General features: G+C 71.8%; 17 protein-coding genes and 1 tRNA gene. 3 read left to right on the top strand and 15 right to left on the bottom strand.

Annotated features, from left to right (window positions below; translation table 11 throughout):
* Nucleotides 1–82: 82 nt before the first annotated feature.
* The 4 genes from AC07A4_RS09645 to AC07A4_RS09630 all read right to left on the bottom strand — a co-directional run bounded on the left by AC07A4_RS09645 (nt 83) and on the right by AC07A4_RS09630 (nt 2,878).
* Nucleotides 83–155 (bottom strand) — tRNA-His (locus AC07A4_RS09645).
* A gap of 115 nt (nt 156–270) precedes the next feature.
* Complete coding sequence (gene orn / locus AC07A4_RS09640; protein ID WP_478595303.1) at nt 271–873, bottom strand: oligoribonuclease; 603 nt, start codon at nt 871–873, stop codon at nt 271–273.
* Nucleotides 874–883: 10 nt separating this feature from the next.
* A complete protein-coding gene (locus AC07A4_RS09635; protein WP_478595300.1) occupies nt 884–2,191 on the bottom strand; it encodes a helix-turn-helix domain-containing protein in 1,308 nt (435 codons plus the stop codon).
* Between the two features lie 396 nt (nt 2,192–2,587).
* Entirely contained in the window at nt 2,588–2,878 is a 291-nt protein-coding gene (locus tag AC07A4_RS09630; RefSeq protein ID WP_478595931.1) for a hypothetical protein, read from the bottom strand.
* A gap of 971 nt (nt 2,879–3,849) precedes the next feature.
* Here AC07A4_RS09630 and AC07A4_RS09625 point away from each other — a divergent pair.
* Complete coding sequence (locus tag AC07A4_RS09625) at nt 3,850–4,374, top strand: universal stress protein (RefSeq protein ID WP_150511256.1); 525 nt, start codon at nt 3,850–3,852, stop codon at nt 4,372–4,374.
* A 266-nt stretch (nt 4,375–4,640) separates the two neighbouring features.
* On the top strand, nt 4,641–5,204 hold the full coding sequence (locus AC07A4_RS09620; RefSeq protein WP_478595297.1) for a GPR1/FUN34/YaaH family transporter: 564 nt from the start codon (nt 4,641–4,643) through the stop codon (nt 5,202–5,204).
* Nucleotides 5,205–5,322: 118 nt separating this feature from the next.
* On the opposite strand, the gene glmS is transcribed toward AC07A4_RS09620, so the two are convergent.
* From glmS to AC07A4_RS09605, 3 genes are all read right to left on the bottom strand, one after another.
* Nucleotides 5,323–7,140 (bottom strand): glutamine--fructose-6-phosphate transaminase (isomerizing), encoded by a 1,818-nt coding sequence (gene glmS, locus AC07A4_RS09615; RefSeq protein ID WP_478595294.1) that lies wholly within the window; start codon nt 7,138–7,140, stop codon nt 5,323–5,325.
* Nucleotides 7,141–7,170: 30 nt separating this feature from the next.
* On the bottom strand, nt 7,171–7,428 hold the full coding sequence (locus tag AC07A4_RS09610; RefSeq protein ID WP_478595292.1) for a hypothetical protein: 258 nt from the start codon (nt 7,426–7,428) through the stop codon (nt 7,171–7,173).
* Nucleotides 7,429–7,587: 159 nt separating this feature from the next.
* Nucleotides 7,588–8,481: a DUF4429 domain-containing protein gene (locus AC07A4_RS09605; RefSeq protein WP_478595290.1), complete on the bottom strand. Its 894-nt coding sequence runs from the start codon at nt 8,479–8,481 to the stop codon at nt 7,588–7,590.
* A 125-nt stretch (nt 8,482–8,606) separates the two neighbouring features.
* Between AC07A4_RS09605 and AC07A4_RS09600 the strand changes: the two genes are divergently transcribed.
* Nucleotides 8,607–10,226: a beta-N-acetylhexosaminidase gene (locus AC07A4_RS09600; protein WP_478595288.1), complete on the top strand. Its 1,620-nt coding sequence runs from the start codon at nt 8,607–8,609 to the stop codon at nt 10,224–10,226.
* 82 nt (nt 10,227–10,308) lie between these two features.
* Here the strand turns inward: AC07A4_RS09600 and AC07A4_RS09595 are convergent, their stop codons facing one another.
* The 8 genes from AC07A4_RS09595 to AC07A4_RS09560 form a co-directional block, all read right to left on the bottom strand.
* Nucleotides 10,309–11,496 carry an IucA/IucC family protein gene (locus AC07A4_RS09595; RefSeq protein ID WP_478595286.1) on the bottom strand — a complete coding sequence of 396 codons (1,188 nt, stop codon included), beginning with the start codon at nt 11,494–11,496 and terminating at the stop codon, nt 10,309–10,311.
* The gene (locus AC07A4_RS09590; RefSeq protein ID WP_478595284.1) at nt 11,493–12,161 is read right to left on the bottom strand and encodes a GNAT family N-acetyltransferase; all 669 of its coding nucleotides are present in this window, start codon (nt 12,159–12,161) and stop codon (nt 11,493–11,495) included. Before AC07A4_RS09590 ends, AC07A4_RS09595 begins: the two co-directional genes overlap by 4 nt.
* A gap of 50 nt (nt 12,162–12,211) precedes the next feature.
* Complete coding sequence (locus AC07A4_RS09585) at nt 12,212–13,369, bottom strand: lysine N(6)-hydroxylase/L-ornithine N(5)-oxygenase family protein (RefSeq protein ID WP_478595282.1); 1,158 nt, start codon at nt 13,367–13,369, stop codon at nt 12,212–12,214.
* The gene (locus tag AC07A4_RS09580; RefSeq protein WP_478595280.1) at nt 13,353–14,789 is read right to left on the bottom strand and encodes a pyridoxal phosphate-dependent decarboxylase family protein; all 1,437 of its coding nucleotides are present in this window, start codon (nt 14,787–14,789) and stop codon (nt 13,353–13,355) included. Before AC07A4_RS09580 ends, AC07A4_RS09585 begins: the two co-directional genes overlap by 17 nt.
* 301 nt (nt 14,790–15,090) lie before the next feature.
* Entirely contained in the window at nt 15,091–16,125 is a 1,035-nt protein-coding gene (locus AC07A4_RS09575) for an ABC transporter substrate-binding protein (protein ID WP_478595277.1), read from the bottom strand.
* A 187-nt stretch (nt 16,126–16,312) separates the two neighbouring features.
* On the bottom strand, nt 16,313–17,473 hold the full coding sequence (locus AC07A4_RS09570; protein WP_478595274.1) for an acyl-CoA dehydrogenase family protein: 1,161 nt from the start codon (nt 17,471–17,473) through the stop codon (nt 16,313–16,315).
* A gap of 4 nt (nt 17,474–17,477) precedes the next feature.
* The gene (locus AC07A4_RS09565) at nt 17,478–18,437 is read right to left on the bottom strand and encodes a hydroxymethylglutaryl-CoA lyase (RefSeq protein WP_478595272.1); all 960 of its coding nucleotides are present in this window, start codon (nt 18,435–18,437) and stop codon (nt 17,478–17,480) included.
* A complete protein-coding gene (locus AC07A4_RS09560) occupies nt 18,434–20,386 on the bottom strand; it encodes an acetyl/propionyl/methylcrotonyl-CoA carboxylase subunit alpha (protein WP_478595928.1) in 1,953 nt (650 codons plus the stop codon). Before AC07A4_RS09560 ends, AC07A4_RS09565 begins: the two co-directional genes overlap by 4 nt.
* Nucleotides 20,387–20,403 lie beyond the last annotated feature (17 nt).

Genomic DNA, 20,403 nt, shown 5'->3' with positions numbered 1-20,403 from the left:
ACGGTACGCCGCGCCCGGCCACGGCGGTGGCGGCAACGACAAGGGCCCGATCCGCTTTCGCGGACCGGGCCCTTGTCTTCAGGGTGAGTGACGGGACTTGAACCCGCGGCCACCTGGACCACAACCAGGTGCTCTACCAACTGAGCTACACCCACCGTGAGCCGGTCTTTTGTCGTTCTTCCGACCGGCCGAGAAAAAGTGTACAGGGTCCGAAGGGGTGCTCGCGCACTCCTTATGCCGGACCCCGTACGAGGGGCCTACAGGGGCGGGCTAACCCGCGGGCAGTACGTGCTTCGCGGCGATCGTCCGGGCCGTGTCCGAGTCCGGGCCGGGCTGCGGCACGAAGATCGCTTCGCGGTAGTAGCGGAGCTCGGCGATGGATTCGCGGATGTCGGCGAGCGCCCGGTGGTTGCCGTTCTTGTCCGGACTGTTGAAGTACGCCCGCGGATACCAGCGCCGGGCGAGCTCCTTGATGGAGGAGACGTCGACGATGCGGTAGTGCAGGAAGTTCTCCAGGGTCGGCATGTCCCGCAGCAGGAAGCCGCGGTCCGTGCCGACCGAGTTGCCGCACAGCGGGGCCTTGCGGGGCTCCTTCACGTGCTGACGGATGTAGTCGAGCACCTGCTCCTCGGCGTCGGCCAGGGTGGTGCCGCCGGACAGCTCGTCGAGGAGGCCCGAGGCGGTGTGCATCTGCCGCACCACCTCGGGCATGGTCCCGAGCGCCGCGTCCGGCGGGCGGATCACGATGTCCACTCCGTCGCCGAGCACGTTCAGTTCCGAGTCGGTGACCAGTGCGGCCACCTCGATAAGTGCGTCTTCCGTCAGCGAGAGCCCGGTCATCTCGCAGTCGATCCACACCATGCGATCGTTCATGCGCCCAACCCTACGGCGCGCTCCTCTGGCCGGGGAGCGGCGTGCGTCCCGGCGCGTACCCGTCCGAGTGGGCCTTGGCCGCGTCCATGGGCAGGTGCGCCGTGGCTCCGAACGCGCTCGCCGCGGCCGTACGGCGGGTCTGGGCCGGTACCGGACCCGGGGACATCCCCGGATGCGGGCCCGGGACCGGGCCGCCGGGACCCGAGGGTCCGCCGGGTCCTTCCGCGGCCGAGACCACGGCGGACGCGGTGGGCACGGCCGCAGGGCCGCCGGAGGCGCCGTCGAGCGCCCGCTCGCCCTGGGGCCTGCGCGCCCGGTACGCGGCGCGGTAGGCGGCGGGCGAGGAGCCGAGCTGGCGGCGGAAGTGGCCGCGCAGTGCGACGGGCGAACGGAACCCGCAGCGCCCGGCGACCTCGTCCACGGAGTAGTCCGAGGTCTCCAGGAGCCGCTGTGCCTGGAGCACCCGTTGGGTGATCAGCCACTGGAGCGGCGCGCTGCCCGTGAGGGAGCGGAAGCGCCGGTCGAAGGTGCGGCGGCTCATGTACGCGCGGGCCGCGAGCGTCTCCACGTCGAACTGCTCGTGGAGGTGCTCCAGGGCCCACGCGACGACCTCGGCCAGCGGGTCGGCGCCGATCTCCTCCGGCAGCGACCGGTCGAGGTAGCGCTCCTGGCCTCCGGCGCGGCGCGGCGGCACGACGAGCCTGCGGGCGAGGGCGCCCGCCGCCTCGTTGCCGTGGTCCGTGCGCACGATGTGCAGGCACAGGTCGATTCCGGCCGCGGTCCCCGCCGACGTGAGCACGTCGCCGTCGTCGACGAACAGCTCTCGCGGGTCGACGTGGACGGACGGGTAGCGTTTGGCCAGCGTCGGCGCGTACATCCAGTGCGTCGTCGCCGGGCGGCCGTCCAGTAAACCGGCCGCCGCGAGGACGAACGCGCCGGTGCACAGGCCGACGATGCGGGCCCCTTCCTCGTGCGCGCGGCGCAGTGCGTCGAGTGCCTCCAGGGGCGGCGGCGATGTGATCGACCGCCAGGCCGGCACGACGACGGTGCCCGCCCGCGAGATCGCCTCAAGGCCGTGGGGCGCGGTCAGTTCGAGTCCGCCGGTGGTCCGCAGCGGGCCCTCTTCACCGGCGCATACGAGCAGCCGGTACCTGGGAACTCCCGCGTCCTGCCGGTCAATGCCGAACACGGAGAGTGGTATGGAACTCTCGAAGATGGGACCACCGCTGAAGAGCAGCACCGCGACGATTTCCCGACGGCGTCGCCCGGAGAGTTTCCGCGCCGCTGCTTCCTGCACGGCAGTGGAGTCGTGGCTCATGGCGCTAAGCCCCCCTCGGTCGTCGCGGCTCCCTGTTCTTGACGTGCTTGCTGGGCCTGTCGCTCCTGCACGTTTCCCCTCGGTCCTCCACCAGTCCCCCGCCGTACTACAGTCAAGATCGAATCTACTGCGTCCCGTGCCGCCGGCGTGACCAGTTGAGCACCCGGCGCATTGTCGACATGGCAACTTGGCGTGAAGCATTCGATCACGAAGCGTCGCACTCGTGGGGCGCCCAGGGAAGTACGCCTCGTCCCAGTGGCTGGTCAACGTAGGGTGCAGACGCCTTCTTCGCTCCTTTCACCCCTGGTGGGACGTGGGTTGACCCCCTGTTCGGCCAGGGAATGCGGACCGGCCGGAAGTTGGCTGAAAACATTCGGGGGAGTGCGTTGGAATCAGTCAGTCCACCGGCGTGCTCGGCCCCGCGTGACGCCCGCTCCGATGCGCTCCCGGAGCCGCCCCCGGGTGCCGTCCCCGGGCGCCGGGGTGCCGCTGGGCGCGGGCCCGCTCCGCTCCCCTTTCGGACTGCCTGAGGAGCACCCGGCAGACGCCGGTGACGGCCGCGAGCCCCAGGGCCGATCCGGCGGCACCGGCCAGTGAGGTCCCGTACCCCACGAGGACGACGGGAACCAGGACACAGGAGAACGCCGCCCAGCGCACCACGTCGCTCGCCGATTCCTGCGGCGCCACCCCTGGCGGCTCGGCCCCGCGCGGCCCCGTGGGCCCGGGGTGCCTGCGCTCACCCACCCCTTCGGGGGAACGACGACGGGTGGCCGGTGCGGTGGCCGGGGCGGCGGTGAAGGGTCGTGACACGGCGTACTCCCTGGGGCGGTGGTTTCGCGCGTGGTGATGGGCGGAGGGGTGGGGGGGAGGTCGGGAGGAGGGGAGGGGAGGGGAGGGGAGGCGGCGGGCTGTGGTGGTGCGAGGGGAGTGAGGGAAGGGGCGGGGCGGAGCGGTGTGAAAGGAGGGGGCGGGGCGCGGTGGTGTGACGGAAGCGAGTGGAGGGGCAGGGCGCGGTGGTGTGAGGGAAGGGGGTGGGGCGCGGTGGTGTGACAGAGGGCGGTGGGGTGGTGGTGTGGCAGGGGGCGGTGGGGCGTGGTGGTGAGGGGGGCGTAGTGGGGAGAGGTGTGGGTGGGGGCGGGGTGGGGTATGGGGAATGTCTCCGAACGGGTGGTTTCACCGGTTCAACGCGTGGACAAGCGGCCGGTCACTGGCCTGAAGGGGCCACGCGCGCGAACCAGGCGCAAACCGCCTGTACGGGGCAGCTGCCATTGCCATCCGGGCCCGGCTCATGCATGCTCCGGTGAACGCCGTGCGGCCGCCGTGAGGCCTTGCGCGGGCGTCCGACGGCCCGGGAGAGACCCGGACGGGAGGTGGGCAGGAGAGGAGTGCCGCCGTACCCTTGGGGGTAAGGGGTTGGGAAGGTGATTCCCGGACACGCGTCCGGTGATGGCCCGCGTGCCCCAGGCCGCCGGGTCCGACCCGCTCCGCTCCGTGCGTCACCCGTCACCACCGGGCCGCCGTGCGCGGCCCGTATCGACTCGCCCGACCCGATCGCCCCGATCGACTCGCCCGAACCGACCCACCGCCTCGTACCACGGGCGCCGACCCACTCGAAAAAAGCCGACCCTCCCACAGAGGACTCCTTCGCCGAGACACCGATGGCCGGTCACGAATTCTCCGAACCCGCGGACCGCAAGCGGCAGGTCGCCGATCCGACGACGACCCCCCAAGCGGCGGAAGAACCACGTCACTCTTGCGATCCGGCCTTCCGGCACGGCGTCGTCGTCGGCTTCGACGGCTCGACGTCCAGCGAACGGGCCCTCGCCTACGCGATCGGCATGGCCCACCGCTCCGGCTCCGGCCTGATCATCGTGCATGTCGCCAACCGGCTGCCCACCACCGTCTGGGCGGGCTGCGAGCCACCGGTCTTCGTCGACGTCCCCGACCACCGCACCGAGGTCCTCGGGCTCGAACTCGCCTGCGCGGAGTATCTGTCGGAGGTGCCCTGGATCCTCGTCGAGCGCGGCGGCGACATCTGCCACGAACTCGAAGAGGTCGGCCGGGAGTACTCGGCGGACGCCATCGTCGTCGGCTCCACGCACGGCATCGTGGGGCGCATCTTCGGCTCCGTCGCGGGCCGGCTCGCGCGCCGCGCGCAACGACCCGTGGTCGTCATCCCCTGAAGGGCTTCCTGAAGGGCTCCCTGGCGGGCTTCCCAGTGGACTCCCGGGCGGATTCGCCAACGGCCGTCCGTCGCAGGTGAGATGAGGGTGGTACGGGGTCAACTCCCGTGTCGGCGCGCATAAATCTACTCGTGCGTAGAGGTGGTTTGTTCCCTTGTGAAGGGTACATACCGGTCGCCGGGATTCCGCGTGACCCGGCGCCATACGGCACCACCGCGCCAGTACGGCACCACCGCACCACCGCACCTGCACGAAGGGAGCCCGCCGTGGACAAAGACGTCTCCGCGGGAAGCAGCACCTCCACCCTCGGCCATCTCGCCCTCGGACTCACCCTGTTGGCCTTCGGCCTCGGTCACACCGAAGTGATCGACGGCGTGACGGCGGCCGACGCCGTCGCCCTCGCCACCTACGTCGGCGGCATCGCCCTGTTCGTCGCGGGTGTCCTCGCGCTGCGCGAGGACCGGCTCACGGGCACCGCCTTCGCCGGGCTCGGCGCGCTCTGGTTCACCTGGGGCTCCTCCGCCGACGACCGGATCTCCGAGAACGCCGCGGGTCTCTTCCTGCTGCTCTTCGCGCTCCTCGCCCTGACGCTCACCGCGGCGTCCAGCGGCTCCCCGCTCGTGCGCGGTACGTACGCCCTGATGTTCGTGGCGCTGCTGCTGCTCGCCGTCGCGCGCTTCGGTGACGGCGAAGGCCTGGCCAAGGCGGGCGGCTGGTGCGCCGCGGCGAGCGGTCTGCTCGCCTGGTACGGGGCCACCGCGGCCCTCGCGAACTGGCCCACGGCGCTGCCGGGGCGGCCTGCCGGCCGGGGGGTGACGGCCACCGGCTGAGTAGGCACGGGCCGGGGTAATGGGCGACTCCGGTCCCTGGAGGAACGGCCCCTGCGCGACTGGTGGCACACGCAGGGGCCGTTCACTCTGTCCGTACTCCGGGGCGCCCCGAAGGGTGCTACTCCACGGTGACCGACTTCGCCAGGTTGCGCGGCTTGTCGATGTCCCGGCCCAGGGCCAGGGCGGTGTGGTAGGCGAGGAGCTGGAGCGGGATGCCCATGAGGATCGGGTCCAGCTCGTCCTCGTTCTTCGGGACGACGATCGTGTGGTCGGCCTTCTCCTGCTCCTGGTGGGCGACCGCGAGGATCTTGCCGCTGCGGGCCTTGATCTCCTCCAGGGCCGCGCGGTTCTTCTCCAGGAGGTCGTCGTCGGGGACGATCGCGACCGTCGGCAGGGCGGGCTCGATCAGGGCGAGCGGGCCGTGCTTCAGTTCGGAGGCGGGGTAGGCCTCGGCGTGGATGTAGGAGACCTCCTTGAGCTTCAGGGAGGCCTCGCGGGCGACCGGGTAGCCGCGGACGCGCCCGATGAAGAGCATCGACTTGGCCTCGGCGAACTCCTGCGCCAGCTTCTTGATCTCGTCCTCGCGCGCCAGCATCTGCTCGATCTGCGCGGGCAGTTGACGCAGACCCGCGATGATCCGCTTGCCGTCGGAGACCGACAGGTCCCGGATGCGGCCCAGGTGCAGGGCGAGCAGCGCGAACGCGACGGTGGTGTTGGTGAAGCACTTGGTGGAGACGACGCAGACCTCGGGGCCCGCGTGGACGTACACGCCCGCGTCGGCCTCGCGGGCGATCGCGGAGCCCACCACGTTCACGACGCCGAAGACGCGGGCGCCCTTGCGCTTGAGCTCCTGCACGGCGGCGAGCACGTCGTAGGTCTCGCCGGACTGGGAGACCGCGACGTACAGGGTGTCGGGGTCGACGACCGCGTTGCGGTAGCGGAACTCGGAGGCGGGCTCGGCGTCGGCGGGGATGCGGGCCATCTCCTCGATCATCTGGGCGCCGATCATGCCCGCGTGGTACGAGGTGCCGCAGCCGAGGATCTTCACGCGCCGCACCTTGCGGGCGTCGTGCGCGTTCAGGTTGAGGCCGCCGAGGTGCACGGTGGAGAAGCGGTCGTCGATGCGGCCGCGCAGGACGCGGTCCACGGCGTCGGCCTGCTCGAAGATCTCCTTGTGCATGTACGTGTCGTGGCCGCCCATGTCGTACGACTCGGCCTCCCACTCCACGGTGGTCGGCGAGGCCGTGGTGGTCGAGCCCTCGGTGGTGTACGTGCGGTAGTCGTCGGCCTTGAGGGTGGCCATCTCGCCGTCCTCGAGGGTGACGACCTGGCGGGTGTGGGAGACGAGCGCGGCGACGTCGGAGGCGACGAACATCTCCTTCTCGCCGATGCCGAGGACCACGGGGGAGCCGTTGCGGGCGACGACGACGCGGTCGTTGAAGTCGGCGTGCAGGACGGCGATGCCGTACGTGCCCTCGATGTGGCGCAGGGCCTCGCGGACCCGCTCCTCCAGGGTCTCGGCGCTGGAGCGGGCGATGAGGTGCGTGATGACCTCGGTGTCCGTCTCGGAGCGGAACTCCACGCCGTCGGCGATCAGCTTGGCGCGCAGCTCGGTGGCGTTGTCGATGATGCCGTTGTGGACGACGGCGACCTTGTTCTCGGGGTCGAGGTGGGGGTGGGCGTTCTCGTCGGAGGGGGCGCCGTGGGTGGCCCAGCGGGTGTGGGCGATGCCGGTGGTCCCGTTGAAGCGCTTGGGGACGCGGGCCTCCAGGTCGCGGACGCGGCCCTTGGCCTTGACCATCTTCAGGCCGCTGGCCTTGGGGCCGGTGATCACGACGCCCGCGGAGTCGTAGCCGCGGTACTCCAGGCGCTGGAGGCCTTCCAGGAGGAGCGGGGCGACGTCACGCTTGCCGATATATCCGACGATTCCGCACATAAGGGTCCCTCGGGTAGGTGTGGACAGGGGTCAGCCGTAGACGATGCGGCGCAGCTGCCGGAGCGAGAGCTCGGGCGGCGCGACCGCGCGGTAGCGCAGGTCCGCCGTGATCTGTTCGAAGATCTCCGCGTTCACCAGGCCCTGACCCTGGAGTTCGCGGTGGCGGCGGCGGACGTACGCCTCCGTCGTCTCGTCGAAGTACGCGAGCACGTCCTGGATCACCCGGAGCGCTTCGCCGCGCTGCAGCTGGGTGGAGCGCATCAGGTGATCGACAAGTTCTTCGTGCACCCGATGATCCTGGATTACCAAGGATCCCTTCGCAACAATCCTGCCCGGAATCGGGCAGGATTCGCTCGATCGACCGCGTTGGACCATACCTTCGGGTCACGGCGGCCGCCTCCCCCCCGATCGGCCGCCGTGGGACCCGTCCGCCGCGGCTCCCGCCGGTCACATCCGCCGGAGCACCGCCTGCTTGGCCGTCGTGAACTCGTCGTCCGTCAGGATGCCGCTCTGGTGCAGCTCGCCCAGCTCCCGCAGCCGCCGCAGCAGCGCGTCGTGGTCGTCCCCGGCCGCGGGGGCCGGGGCGGGCGCGGCCGGGGCGGCGAGCTCGGCCGCCGGCTCCGGGGCCGGGGCCACGGGCCGGGCCGGATGCGGAAGCCGGGCCTGGACGGCCGCCGCGACCAGGGCCATCAGCGGGTCCTTCTTGAAGCCCCACAGCTCGACCGAGTTCGGGTCGTACTTCGGCGGGGCCTTGGTGGGCGAGTTCCGCACGGTGAAGCGGAGGTACCCGTTCTCCAGGCCGACGGCGGGCTGCCACTCCACGGCGGAGATGTCGGCGAGCGGGATGGAGCGGGTGCCGGACGCGGCCTTGGCCTCCTCCGTCTTCCAGTTCCACTCCAGGCGGACACGCTCGCCGTCGAAGCTCGCGGTGGCGTCGCCCGCGGAGACCTGGAGCGGCACCGAGGGGCCCGGCAGCAGATAGCCGTCGCAGCCGGTGGCCGGGACCTGCTCCAGGAGCAGGGCGTTGCGCAGCTCGTCGACCACGTACTCGGCGACGCCGTACCGGTCCGGGTCCACGGTCAGCAGATACGGGTCCGAGGAGTCCGCGAGGCGGCCCGCGGTCGCCTGCAGCAGCGGGTCCGCGCCGTCGCGCAGGCGCAGCCGAAGTCGCCCGCTCTTCTTGCCCTGTTCAAAGGCGATGCCCGCCAACGCCGTCAGCGGAAGGGTGAGTTCGCCCAGGGTCTTGCGCAGCAGCGAGACGCCTTTGTCGCGCCCCGGCACAAGCCGCAGTGTCTCTCCGTCGAAGGTCCAGGTTCCGTCACGTTGGATGATTTCCGCCATGCGGCGATTCTTCCATCGCGCTCCGGGCCAGGTGGTCTACACCTTGACCCGGTCTGGGGTGCGCGGTACGGATGGTGACGGTTCGACCGCGTCACCTCCGTGTTGGCCCGTCGAAGGGACCGCTTGTGAGAGCGCACCACAGATCGACACGTGTCATCGGCTGTCTGCTGCTCGTCGCCGCCGCCGGGTTGTCGTCCGTGTCGGCCGCGCCGGGCACGGCCGCCGAGCCCGCCCCCGCGCCCACGCCGCTCGGCCGGATCATCCCCGCGCCGCTGTCGGCCGAGCCGTCCGGACCCGGCTACGAGATCACCGCGAGGACCCGGATACGCGTCGGCGGCGCAAGCCCCGAGGAGCGCCGCGTCGGCGAGTACCTGGCGAGCGTGCTGCGGCCCGCCACGGGCTTCAAGCTGCCCGTCACCGACCGCACGGGCCGCGACGGCATCCGCCTGCGCCTCAGCGCCGGGCCCGAGGACAAGGCCCTCGGCGGCGAGGGCTACCGGATGGTCTCCGCGCGCGACTCGCTGACCCTCACCTCCTGGACGGGCGCCGGGCTCTTCCGCGGCGTCCAGACCGTGCGCCAGCAGCTGCCCGCCGCCATCGAGGAGCGGACCAGGCAGCGCGGCCCCTGGCGGATCGCGGGCGGCACCATCAAGGACGCGCCGCGCTACGCCTACCGCGGCGCGATGCTGGACGTCTCGCGGCACTTCTTCACCGTGGACCAGGTCAAGCGGTACGTGGACCAGCTGGCGCTGTACAAGATGAACACGCTGCACCTGCACCTCAGCGACGACCAGGGCTGGCGCATCGCCATCGACTCCTGGCCGCGCCTTGCCACCTACGGCGGCTCGACGCAGGTCGGCGGCGGCCCCGGCGGCTACTACACCAAGGAGCAGTACCGGCAGATCGTGTCCTACGCGGCCGCCCGCCACGTCGAGGTCGTCCCCGAGATCGACATGCCGAGCCACACCAACGCCGCGCTCGCCTCCTACGCCGAGCTGAACTGCGACGGCGTCGCGCCGCCCCTGTACACGGGCACCGAGGTCGGCTTCAGCTCGCTGTGCGTGAAGAAGGACGTCACGTACGACTTCGTGGACGACGTGATCCGCGAGCTCGCCGCGCTCACGCCTGGCCGCTATATCCACATCGGCGGTGACGAGGCGCACTCCACCAGCCACGAGGACTTCGTGGCGTTCATGGACAGGGTGCAGCCGGTCGTCGCCAAGTACGGCAAGACGGTGATGGCCTGGCACCAGCTGACCGCGACGACGCCCGTGCCGGGCGCGGTCGCGCAGTACTGGGGCTACGACCGCACCGGCCAGGCCGAGCGCGACCAGGTCGTGAACGCGGCGAAGAAGGGCACCAAGCTGGTCCTTTCGCCCGCCGACCGCGCCTACCTCGACCACAAGTACGACAAGGACACCCCGCTCGGCCTCAAGTGGGCCGGGTACGTGGAGGTGAAGCGGGCCTACGACTGGGACCCGGGCAGCTACCTCCAGGGGGCCCCGGCCGACGCCGTGCTCGGCGTCGAGGCGCCGCTGTGGACGGAGACCCTCTCCACCAACGCCCACCTCGACTACATGGCGTTCCCGCGCCTGCCCGGCACCGCCGAGCTCGGCTGGTCGCCCGCGTCGGCGCACGACTGGGAGAAGTACAAGGGACGGCTCGCCGACCAGGCGCCCCGCTGGGACGCGCTCGGCATCGTCTCTTACAAGTCCCCGCAGGTGCCGTGGCCCGCGCGGCGGTGACGGGGTGAGACAGACGGGGTGAGACAGGGGCGGGGTTCCGGAGGACCGTCTCCGCAACCCCGCCCGGCTTGGGGGAAACCCGCTAGGCGATCGGGTTCTTGAGGGCGCCGGTCAGCGGCAGCGCGCCCGCCGGGTCGGCGAGGCCGCCCCGCAGCTGGAGCAGGTTGGGGCGGGACAGCGCGAACGCGGGCGTGAACAGGTCGTACTGCCGGAACTTCTCCACCAGCTGCGGCATCGAGTGCTGGTAGTCGCGCACGCACTCGGAGACCGTCCGCCAGAAGACGTCCTCGCCGAGGACGCCCTCGGCGGCGAGGTCCGCCGCCAGGAAGCGGAAGAAGCAGTCGAAGACGTCCGTGAACAAGGACAGGATCTTCTCGTCCTCGGGCACGTCGACACGGAGGCGCTCGACCGCGGGCGGAAGGACCGCCGTCGGGTCCATGACCGCGATCTCCTCACCGACGTCCCTGAACAGCATGTGCTGTACGGAGCCGTCCTTCAGGGCCAGGACCACGTTCTCGCCGTGCGGCGCGAACGCCAGGTCGTACGCGTAGAAGCCGTGCAGCAGCGGGGTGAGGTAGGCGCGCAGGAGGCGGCGCAGCCACGCGGCGGGCTCCAGGCCCGAGCGCTCGATCAGGGCGGCGGCGAACGGGGCCCCGTCGCGGCCGGTGCGCAGCAGACCGGCCAGGGTGGTCAGCCGCTCGCCGTCCCGCCGGTCGCTCACGGGCGCCTGCTCGCGGATGACCGTCAGGCCCGTGGACCGCAGGACCTCGTCGGAGGCGACGAGACCGGCGAGCCAGTCGCCGATGGCCGGGCTGGCCTTCGAGGCGTCGCGGCCGCTGCGCGCGACGAAGCAGGGGTGGCTCCCGGTCCCGCCCGTCTCGATCCCGTGGAGCCCGGCGGGCCCGGCGAGATCGGCGAGTTCGGCGCAGAGGCCGGAGACCGTGGCGGAGACCTCCTCCAGGTACGCCGGAAGCATCCGGTCGCCCAGGCCGAGGGTGTCGCGCAGCTCGGAGAAGAACTCCAGGGCGTTCAGAGGCAGTTGGACGCCGTCGCGGTGGCGGGTCAGCGATGCCGCGTCGATCCGCCAGTGGTCGAGGGCGAACAGGCGGGCGCGGAACCGGTAGCGGGTCAGGCCGTCGTCGCCGCGCACGAGGTAGTGGCCGCCGCCGCGGTCCTCGGGCGTGAGCAGGCGCTCGTGGGAGAACGCGGCGAGGGCCTTGCGGATGACAAGGCGGTGGGCCTCGGCCCAGTGCTCGGGCGCCGGGGTCATCGCGATGCTCCAGGGAGGGCGGAAGGAAGGGCGGAGAGGCGGGAGAAGGGGACGGCGGAGGGGCGGGCGGCCACGGCCTGGCGGACGACGGCCGCCTCGAACTGCTCGCGGGTGCAGAAGCTGAGCAGGGCCCGCTTCTCCGGCTTGTCGATCTCCCCTGCGGGCACGAAGCCGACGGCTTCGTTGAGCGCGTGCGCGCCCGTGTCGGCGGCGTCCGGCTCCACCACGACGCGGACGGTCCTGGGGTCCGCGAACAGGTGCTCGAGGACCGTGGTGAGCGCGGCGCGGGCGAACCCGTGGACGCGCTCCTCGCCCGGCGCGACCAGGACGTGCACGCCGACGTCGCCGGGCTCGGGCTCGTACAGGCCGACGAGTTCGACGTGGCGCGGGTCGTAGCGCTCGACCAGGAACGCGGGCTCGCCGTCGTGCAGGCCGACGAACGCGTCGTGGTGGTCGTCGGCCGCGATGCGCATGTACTCGCGCTCGATGTCGAAGAGCTTGGCGCCCTGCATCAGCCAGTGGGCGGACGCGGGGTGGGTGACCCAGGAGTGCACCAGCTCGGCGTCCGTGAAGGGGTCCAAGGGGCGCAGGGAGAGGGTCCCGAGGCCGCCGTTGAGGGCCGCGCCGCCGCGGCCGCTCCGGGCGAGCCGGCTCAGCCGGGACATGCGGCTCGTAGGGCTCGTATGCATCGTATGACTCGTGCGGTTCACGTGGCTCATGCGGCGAACTCCTGGAACGCGAGGGTCTTCTCCACCGGGTAGGCCTCGCGGCCCAGCATGGCGCGGATGACGCGGGCGTTGCGGTACGGGCCCGTGCCCAGGTCGGGTCCGGTCGTCGAGGGGCTGTGCTCGGCGGTGTGCTGCAGGAAGACGCCGCGTCCGGTGACGTCCACGGCGTGGTCGCGGGAGACGTCGAGGTCGCCGTGCGCGTCCCAGAGCAGGCGGTCGCGCACCGGGGCGAGGAACTCCGGCACCTGGTACCGGTAGCCGGTGGCGAGGACCAGGCCCTCGGTGGTCAGCCCGACGTCCGTGCCCCGATCCTCCTGGCGCAGGCCGAGGGTGTACGTCCCGCTCTCGTACCGGGCGCTGGTCAGGGTGGCGTGGGTGAGCAGCCGCGTCGGCACCGGGCCTTCGAGGCTCTTCTCGTACAGCAGGTCGTGGATGGCGTTGATCAGCGCGCCGTGCTCGCGGAGGGAGAAGCTCGCGGAGCGCGTGACCCAGTTGAGGCGGTAGCCGTGGACGTCGATCTCGCCGAGCAGGTCGTAGTAGATCTCGGCGGCGCTCAGGCCGCCGCCGACGACCGTGATCTGGTTCTTCTTCTGGAGCGCCGTCCTGTGCTCCAGATAGCGGGAGGAGTGGAGGAAGTCCCCGCCGAGCTTCGCGCAGGCCTTCGGGAGGTACGGCGGGGTGCCGGTGCCGAGGACGAGGTGCCGGGCGCGGAAGACGTCACCGGCCGCGGTGCGGACCGCGTACAGCTCGTCGTCGTACGTCACCTCCGTCACGGTCGTGCCGAAGCGCACGCAGGAGAGTTTCCCGGCGGCCCAGCGGCAGTAGTCGTGGTACTCGGTGCGCAGGGGGTAGAAGTTCTCGCGGATGTAGAACGAGTAGAGGCGCCCGGACTCCTTCAGGTAGTTGAGGAACGAGTATGGCGACGTCGGGTCGGCGAGCGAGACGAGGTCGGAGAGGAACGGGGTCTGGAGGTGGGCGCCGTCGACGAACATGCCCGAGCGCCACGAGAAGTCCGGCTTGGCCTCCAGGAAGAGGCCGTTCAGGTCGGAGAGGGGTTCGGTGAGGCAGGCGAGACCGAGGTTGAAGGGCCCGAGGCCGATCCCGATGAAGTCGTGGGGCTCGCGGGGGTCAGCTGGCGCGGTCAAGGACGTCTCCCAGGTACTGCTCGGCGTGGTCGGCGATCAGGTCGAGCACGGCGGTGAGGTCGGCGGTCGTCGTCTCCGGGTTGAGCAGCGTGAACTTCAGGTACTGGCGGTCGCCGACCTTGGCGCCCGCGACCACGGCGTCGCCGGAGGCGAACAGCGCCTTGCGGGCGTAGAGGTTGGCGCGGTCGATGGCTGCGGGGGCGCAGATCGCGGCCGGGATGTAGCGGAAGACGAGCGTGGACAGGCACGGCTGCGTGACCACGTCGAAGCGCGGGTCGGCGGCGAGCAGGTCGAAGCCGTCGGCGGCCAGGTCGCAGACCTCGTCGAAGAGGTCGCCGACGGCGTCCGCGCCCATCACGCGCAGCGTCAGCCACAGTTTCAGGGCGTCGAAGCGGCGGGTGGTCTGGAGGGATTTGCCGGCCTGGTCGGGGACGCGTTCGTGGGCCGCGCGGTGCGGTTCCCCGGCGTGATCCGTGGCGTGCCGCAGCGTCGCCGCGTCGCGGACCAGCAGCGCGGACGAACTCACCGGCTGGAAGAAGGACTTGTGGTAGTCCACGGTCACCGAGTCGGCGCGCTCGATGCCCTCAAGGAGGTGGCGCCGGGTGCGCGAGGCGAGCAGTCCGCCGCCGTACGCGGCGTCGACGTGCAGCCACGTCCCGTACTGCGCGCACAGCTCGGCGATCTGCGGCAGCGGGTCGATGGAGCCGAAGTCCGGGGTGCCCGCGGTCGCGACGACGGCCATGGGGACCAGGCCGTCGCGCCGGCAGCGCTCCAGCTGGCGGGCCAGCGCCACGGTCTGCGCCCGCTTGTCCCTGTCGGTGGGGACGGTGATGACGGCGTCCGGGCCGAGGCCGAGGACCTTGGCGGCCTTGTGGACGCCGGAGTGGCCCGCCTCGGAGGTGAGGACGCGAAGGCTCGCGGGGTCCTCGGCCCTGGCCTCCTCGCGGGCCAGGAGCAGCGCCTGGAGGGTGGCCTGGCCGCCGTCGGAGGTGAACACGCCGTCGGCGGCGGGCCCGAGCCCGACGCGCTCCGCCGTCCAGTCGATGAGGCGGCGCTCGATGAGGGTGCCGCCCGCGGACTGGTCCCAGGTGTCGAGCGAGGAGTTGACCGCGGTGAGGACGGCTTCGCCGAGCGCGGCCGGGATGACGACCGGGCCGTTGAGGTGCGCGAGGTAGCGCGGGTGGTGGAAGTAGACCGCGTCGCGCAGGTAGAGCTCGTCGAGCTCGTCCAGGGCGGCGGCGGTGTCGTGCAGCGGGGTGTCGAGGTCGACGGCGGCGACGCGGGGGGAGAGGGCGTCGGCCTGGACACCGGTGAACGGTCGCGATGCGGTGGCGATCCTGGCGGCCACCCGCTCGACTCCTTCGGTCACGGAGCCGCGGTACCGCGCCGTGGTCGTGTCATTGAGCAGGTGCGAGCGCATGAACGGTCCTCCAGGTGAGGGGACGGGCCGTCGCGTCCCGGGGGACAGGGCACAGCGGGGGATGACCGGGACGCGACGTGATACTTAGGTTAGCCTAACCTAAGTTAATCCCGATAGTGCGGCGCGGCTGGGAGTGTCCTCGCGGGGCGCCCCAGGCCCGCCCCTTCCCGATCCGGGTGCGGCTGCCCCCGTTCCCCCGCTCACCGATGTTGGCGCTTCGCGCCTCGTCCTCAAACGCCGGACGGGCTAGAACCTGCCAGTTCTAGCCCGTCCGGCGCGCCGACGCTGTTGAGTGAGTCGGTCAGACCTTCTTGGCCTTCTCGATGGCCTCCGCCAGGTCCTCCAGGATCGGCGCGCACTTGGCGTACGAGAAGATCGGCTCCGTCACACGCGGGATGACCTGGCCCGCCTTCACCGCGGGCAGCTTGCCCCACGTCGGCTTCTGGCCGGCCAGGGCCTCCGGCTGGAGCGCCGAGGTGCGGTTGTCCATCATGATGACGTCGGCCTCGTACTTGTCGACGTTCTCCCATGACAGGTTCTCGAACCAGCCGCCGCTCGCCTTCAGCGCCTTCGCCGACGGCTCGACGAGGTTCACGCCGAGGGCCTTGAAGTACTCCAGGTCGGCGGAGAGGTTGGAGCCGGAGACGTAGAAGATGTCCGCGCTGGCCGAGCCGACGAGGACCCTGATCTCCGGGCGGGACTTCGCGGCCTTGCGCAGCCGCTCCGCCGCCGCCTCGAACCGCTTCTTCGCCTTGACGACCTTGTCGGCCTTCACATCCGCGCCGAGCGACTCGGCGAGGGCGAGCAGCCGCTCCAGGGGCTTGGTCATCTGCCGGTCGTAGACGGAGACGCCGACGCTCGGGGCGAGCTTGAGGATCTTGTCCTTGGACGTCTCGGGGACGTACCAGAGGGTGCCCTTGTCGTCGAACATCGTGGAGATGAGGACGTCGGGCTGGAGGCCCACGTACTTCTCGATGTTGAACTGGTCCCAGGCGTTGCCGAGGATCGTCACCTTGCTGATGTCCATGTCACCGGCCTGGACGTCCGGCTTGCCGTCCTTGGCCTTGGTCGGCCCGAAGACGCCCTTGACCTCGATGCCGTAGTCGTACAGCGCGGCGGCGACGCCCGTGAACGCGACGATGTTCTTCGGCGTGGAGCCCTTCTTCGCCGTCTGCCCCCGGTCGTCCTTGAACGACCAGGGCCCGCCGCCCTCGCCCCCGCCCTTGGTGCCGCTGCCGGCCTTCTCGTCCCCGCAGGCCGCGAGCGCGGCGGTGAGACCGAGGGCACCGCCCACGGCGAGGATGCCGCGACGGGTGGGGTGGGGGAGACGGGGCATGGGGGTCTCTGCTTTCGTGTTTCGTGCGTACGGGGGCGCCGGGGCCGCCGGGGGCGCTGGCCGGAAATCGTGCTTAGGTTAACCTAACCTTCCTTGCCGCCCGGCGGGGCCCCGGGGCGCCTGCCCCCCCAGATAGCCCGCCGCCGCCCGCCCCAGAGCGGGACAGGCGGCGGCGAAGCGGGTCGTCTCAGCTGGTCAGGCCCAGTTCGCGGGCGATCAGCATGCGTTGGACCTCGCTCGTGCCCTCGCCGATTTCGAGGATCTTGGAGTCGCGCCACATGCGGGCCACCGGGTACTCGTTCATGAAGCCGTAGCCGCCGTGGATCTGGGTGGCCTCGCGGGCGTTGTCGACCGCGACCGTCGACGAGTACAGCTTCGCCAGGGCCGCCTCCTTCTTGAAGGGCTCGCCGGAGACCAGGCGCGAGGCGGCGTCCCGCCAGGCGAGGCGGGCGGTGTGGGCCTTCATCTCCATGTCGGCGATCTTGAACTGGATGGCCTGGTTGGAGCCGATGGGGCGGCCGAAGGCGTGGCGCTCCTTGGCGTACTTCACCGACTCGTCGACGCAGCCCTGCGCGAGGCCCGTGGCAAGCGCCGCGATCGCGATGCGGCCCTCGTCGAGGATGCGCAGGAACTGGGCGTAGCCCCGGCCGGGCTCGCCGAGGAGGTTGGCCTGCGGGACGCGGACGTCGGCGAAGGACAGCTCCCGGGTGTCCGAGGCGTTCCAGCCGACCTTGGAGTACGGCGCCGCGACCGTGAAGCCCGGCGTGCCGGACGGCACGATGATCGAGGAGATCAGCGGCTTGCCCTCGTCGGTGCGGCCGGTGACGGCCGTGACCGTGACCAGGCCCGTGATGTCGGTGCCGGAGTTGGTGATGAAGCACTTGGTGCCGTTGATGACCCATTCCCCGGTGGCCTCGTCCAGGCGGGCCGTGGTCCGGGTGCCGCCCGCGTCCGAGCCGCCGTCCGGCTCGGTCAGGCCGAAGGCGCCGAGCATCTCGCCGGAGCACAGCCGGGGCAGCCACTCCCGCTTCTGCTCCTCGGTGCCGAACAGGTGCAGCGGCATGGCGCCGAGGGAGACGCCCGCCTCCAGGGTGATCGCGACGGAGGAGTCGACGCGTGCCAGCTCCTCCAGGACGATGCCGAGGGCCAGGTAGTCGCCGCCCATGCCGCCGTGCTCCTCCGGGAACGGCAGCCCGAACAGGCCCATGCGGCCCATCTCGCGCACGATCTCGTAGGGGAACTCGTGCCGCTCGTAGAGGTCGCCGATCTTCGGCGCGATCACGTCGTGGGCGAACTCCTCCACGGTGCGGCGGAGTTCCTCGTGCTCGGGAGAGAGGTGGTGGTCCATGGGGTCACTGCTCCTTGTGGGAGAGGGCACGCACGGTGCGGGAGGGGCTCGGTCGGCCCAGCTGGTCGGCCATCCACGCGCTGGTCGCGGTGAGGCGGCCGAGGTCGGCCCCGGTCTCGACGCCGAGGCCCTGAAGCATCCACACGAGGTCTTCGGTGGCGAGGTTTCCGGTGGCGCTCTTGGCGTACGGGCAGCCGCCGAGGCCGCCCGCGGAGGCGTCCACGGTGGTCACGCCGTGCTGGAGCGCGGCGAGGGTGTTGGCAAGGGCCTGGCCGTAGGTGTCGTGGAAGTGCACGCCGATCCGGTCGGTGGGCACGCCCTGTTCGTTGAGGGCGGCGAGCAGCGCCAGGACGTGGCCCGGCGTGGCCACGCCGATCGTGTCGCCGAGGCTCAGCTCGTCGCAGCCGAGGTCCAGGAGGGCCTTGGCGACGCGGACCACCTGGGCGATGGGCACGGCGCCCTCCCAGGGGTCGCCGAAGCACATCGAGAGGTAGCCGCGCACATGGACTCGGTCCTGTGCGGCCTCCGCGGCCTTGGCGCGCGCCACCACCGGCTCGAACATCGCCAGGGACTCGTCGACCGTGCGGTTCAGGTTGGCCCGGGCGAAGGACTCGGTGGCGCTGGCGAACACGGCGACCCGGCGGGCGCCGAGGGCGAGGGCGCGCTCGAAGCCGCGCTGGTTGGGGACGAGGACCGGCAGGTGCACGCCGGTCAGGTCCGCGAGGCGCGGGAACAGCTCCTCCGCGTCGGCCAGCTGCGGCACCCACTTGGGGTGCACGAAGCTCGTCGCCTCGATGGTGGACAGGCCAGCGTCGGCCAGGCGGTGGATGAACTCCGCCTTCACCGCCGTGGGCACGGTCGCCTTCTCGTTCTGCAGGCCGTCGCGGGGACCCACCTCGTGGATGCGCACCCGGGGCGGCAGGTCCGGCGTCGGTACGACCATGGGCAGGCCGGGGGCGGTCATGACTCCTCCCCGGCGCTCTCGTCGGGGGCCACCACGGCCAGGACCTGGTCCATGGCGACCGTGGTGCCCGGGGTGACGTCCAACTCGGTGACGGTGCCCGCGTGCGGGGCGGAGATGACGTGCTCCATCTTCATCGCCTCCACCACGAGGAGGCTCTGGCCCGCCGCCACGTGGTCGCCGGGGGCGACCTTGACGACGGTGACGGTGCCGGGCATGGGTGCGGTGAGCGCGTCGGCGCCCGCGTGGGCTGTGCCGGTGAGCGCGGCTTCCACGGGGTCGTGGTCGCGTACGTCCCAGGCGTCGCCGTCGCGGCCGAGCCAGGTTCCGGCGCGGTGGAAGGAGGGTTCCACCCCCACCAGGCCCCCGGACCCCCGGGATTCGACCTCGACGCGGCCGTCGGCGGTGAGGCGGGTGCGTACGGCGACCGGGTCGTGCCCCGGCACCCGCAGGTGGTGCGCCGTCCAGGCGGGCTCGCCGCCGAGGCGCCAGCCGTTGGGCACGGAGAAGGGGTCGCTCCAGGCGCCCTCGGCCCGCGCGGGGGCCGCCGCCCGCGCCCGCGCCGCCGCCTCGTACACCTCCGCCGGAACCTCCGCGTCCACCAGCCCTTCGACCTCGCGCTCCACCAGGCCCGTGTCCAGCTCCCCGGCCACCACCGCCGGATGGGCGAGCAGCCGCCGCAGGAACCCCACGTTCGTCGGCACCCCGAGGATCACCGTCTCCGCGAGCGCGGCCCGCAGCTTCCGCAGGGCCGTGGCCCGGTCGGGCCCGTACGCGATGACCTTGGACAGCATCGGGTCGTACAGGCTGCCGACCTCCGTGCCCTCGGTGAGGCCGGAGTCGGTGCGCACCCCGTCGCCGGAGGGCTCGCGCAGGAGCAGGACCGTGCCGCCGGAGGGCAGGAAGCCCCGCGAAGGGTCTTCGGCGCAGACGCGGGCCTCCACCGCGTGCCCGGTGAGCGTGATGTCGTCCTGCGCGAACGGCAGGCGCTCGCCCGCTGCGACCCGCAGCTGCCACTCCACCAGGTCCAGGCCGGTGATCAGCTCGGTGACCGGGTGCTCGACCTGGAGGCGGGTGTTCATCTCCATGAAGTAGTAGGAGGACGGGTCGTTGCCGGGGACGATGAACTCCACGGTGCCCGCGCCCACGTATCCGCAGGAGCGCGCCGCCTCCACGGCGGCGGCGCCCATCGCGGCCCGCGTCGCCTCGTCGAGCAGGACGCTCGGCGCCTCCTCGATGACCTTCTGGTGGCGGCGCTGCAGGGAGCACTCGCGCTCGCCGAGGTGGACGACGTTGCCGTGGGCGTCGGCGAGGACCTGGATCTCGATGTGCCGGGGGCGGTCGACCCAGCGCTCCACCAGCAGGGTGTCGTCGCCGAAGGAGGCGCGGGCCTCGCGCCGGGCGGCGGCGATCTCCTCGGCGAGCAGGGAAGCGTCCCGCACCAGGCGCATGCCCTTGCCGCCGCCGCCCGCGGACGGCTTCAGGAGGACCGGGGTGCCGATCTCCAGCGCGGCGGCCACCAGTTGGCCGTCGGTCAGGCCGCTGCCGGAGGATCCCGGGACCACCGGGACCCCGGCGGCGCGCACGGTCTCCTTCGCGCGGATCTTGTCGCCCATCAGGTCGATGGCGGTGGCGGGCGGGCCGATGAAGGCGAGCCCGGCGTCCGCGCAGGCCGCGGCGAAGGCGGCGTTCTCGGCGAGGAAGCCGTAGCCGGGGTGGACGGCCTGGGCGCCGGAGGCGGCGGCGGCCTCGAGGAGGCGCTCCGCCGACAGATAGCTCTCGGCCGCGGGCGCGGCGCCGATCCGTACCGCCGTGTCGGCCTCGCGCATGTGCCGGGCGTCGGCGTCGGCGTCCGAGAAGACGGCCACCGAGCGGATGCCGAGGGAGCGCAGCGTGCGGATGACGCGGACGGCGATCTCGCCGCGGTTGGCCACGAGGACCGTGTCGAACATGTTCATCGCGTGCGTAC

The sequence above is a fragment of the Streptomyces sp. NPDC043996 genome, from assembly GCF_056435225.1.
Note: the sequence above shows the minus strand (reverse complement) of the source record. Positions and strands in the feature narration are given on the sequence as shown.

What these genes read in the sequence shown, in the direction of transcription:
- orn (WP_478595303.1), bottom strand. Translation starts at nt 873, where the DNA reads ATGAACGATCGCATGGTGTGGATCGACTGCGAGATGACCGGGCTCTCG.
- AC07A4_RS09635 (WP_478595300.1), bottom strand. Translation starts at nt 2,191, where the DNA reads ATGAGCCACGACTCCACTGCCGTGCAGGAAGCAGCGGCGCGGAAACTC.
- AC07A4_RS09625 (WP_150511256.1), top strand. Translation starts at nt 3,850, where the DNA reads ATGGCCGGTCACGAATTCTCCGAACCCGCGGACCGCAAGCGGCAGGTC.
- glmS (WP_478595294.1), bottom strand. Translation starts at nt 7,140, where the DNA reads ATGTGCGGAATCGTCGGATATATCGGCAAGCGTGACGTCGCCCCGCTC.
- AC07A4_RS09605 (WP_478595290.1), bottom strand. Translation starts at nt 8,481, where the DNA reads ATGGCGGAAATCATCCAACGTGACGGAACCTGGACCTTCGACGGAGAG.
- AC07A4_RS09595 (WP_478595286.1), bottom strand. Translation starts at nt 11,496, where the DNA reads ATGACCCCGGCGCCCGAGCACTGGGCCGAGGCCCACCGCCTTGTCATC.
- AC07A4_RS09590 (WP_478595284.1), bottom strand. Translation starts at nt 12,161, where the DNA reads ATGTCCCGGCTGAGCCGGCTCGCCCGGAGCGGCCGCGGCGGCGCGGCC.
- AC07A4_RS09580 (WP_478595280.1), bottom strand. Translation starts at nt 14,789, where the DNA reads ATGCGCTCGCACCTGCTCAATGACACGACCACGGCGCGGTACCGCGGC.
- AC07A4_RS09575 (WP_478595277.1), bottom strand. Translation starts at nt 16,125, where the DNA reads ATGCCCCGTCTCCCCCACCCCACCCGTCGCGGCATCCTCGCCGTGGGC.
- AC07A4_RS09570 (WP_478595274.1), bottom strand. Translation starts at nt 17,473, where the DNA reads ATGGACCACCACCTCTCTCCCGAGCACGAGGAACTCCGCCGCACCGTG.
- AC07A4_RS09565 (WP_478595272.1), bottom strand. Translation starts at nt 18,437, where the DNA reads ATGACCGCCCCCGGCCTGCCCATGGTCGTACCGACGCCGGACCTGCCG.
- AC07A4_RS09560 (WP_478595928.1), bottom strand. Translation starts at nt 20,386, where the DNA reads ATGTTCGACACGGTCCTCGTGGCCAACCGCGGCGAGATCGCCGTCCGC.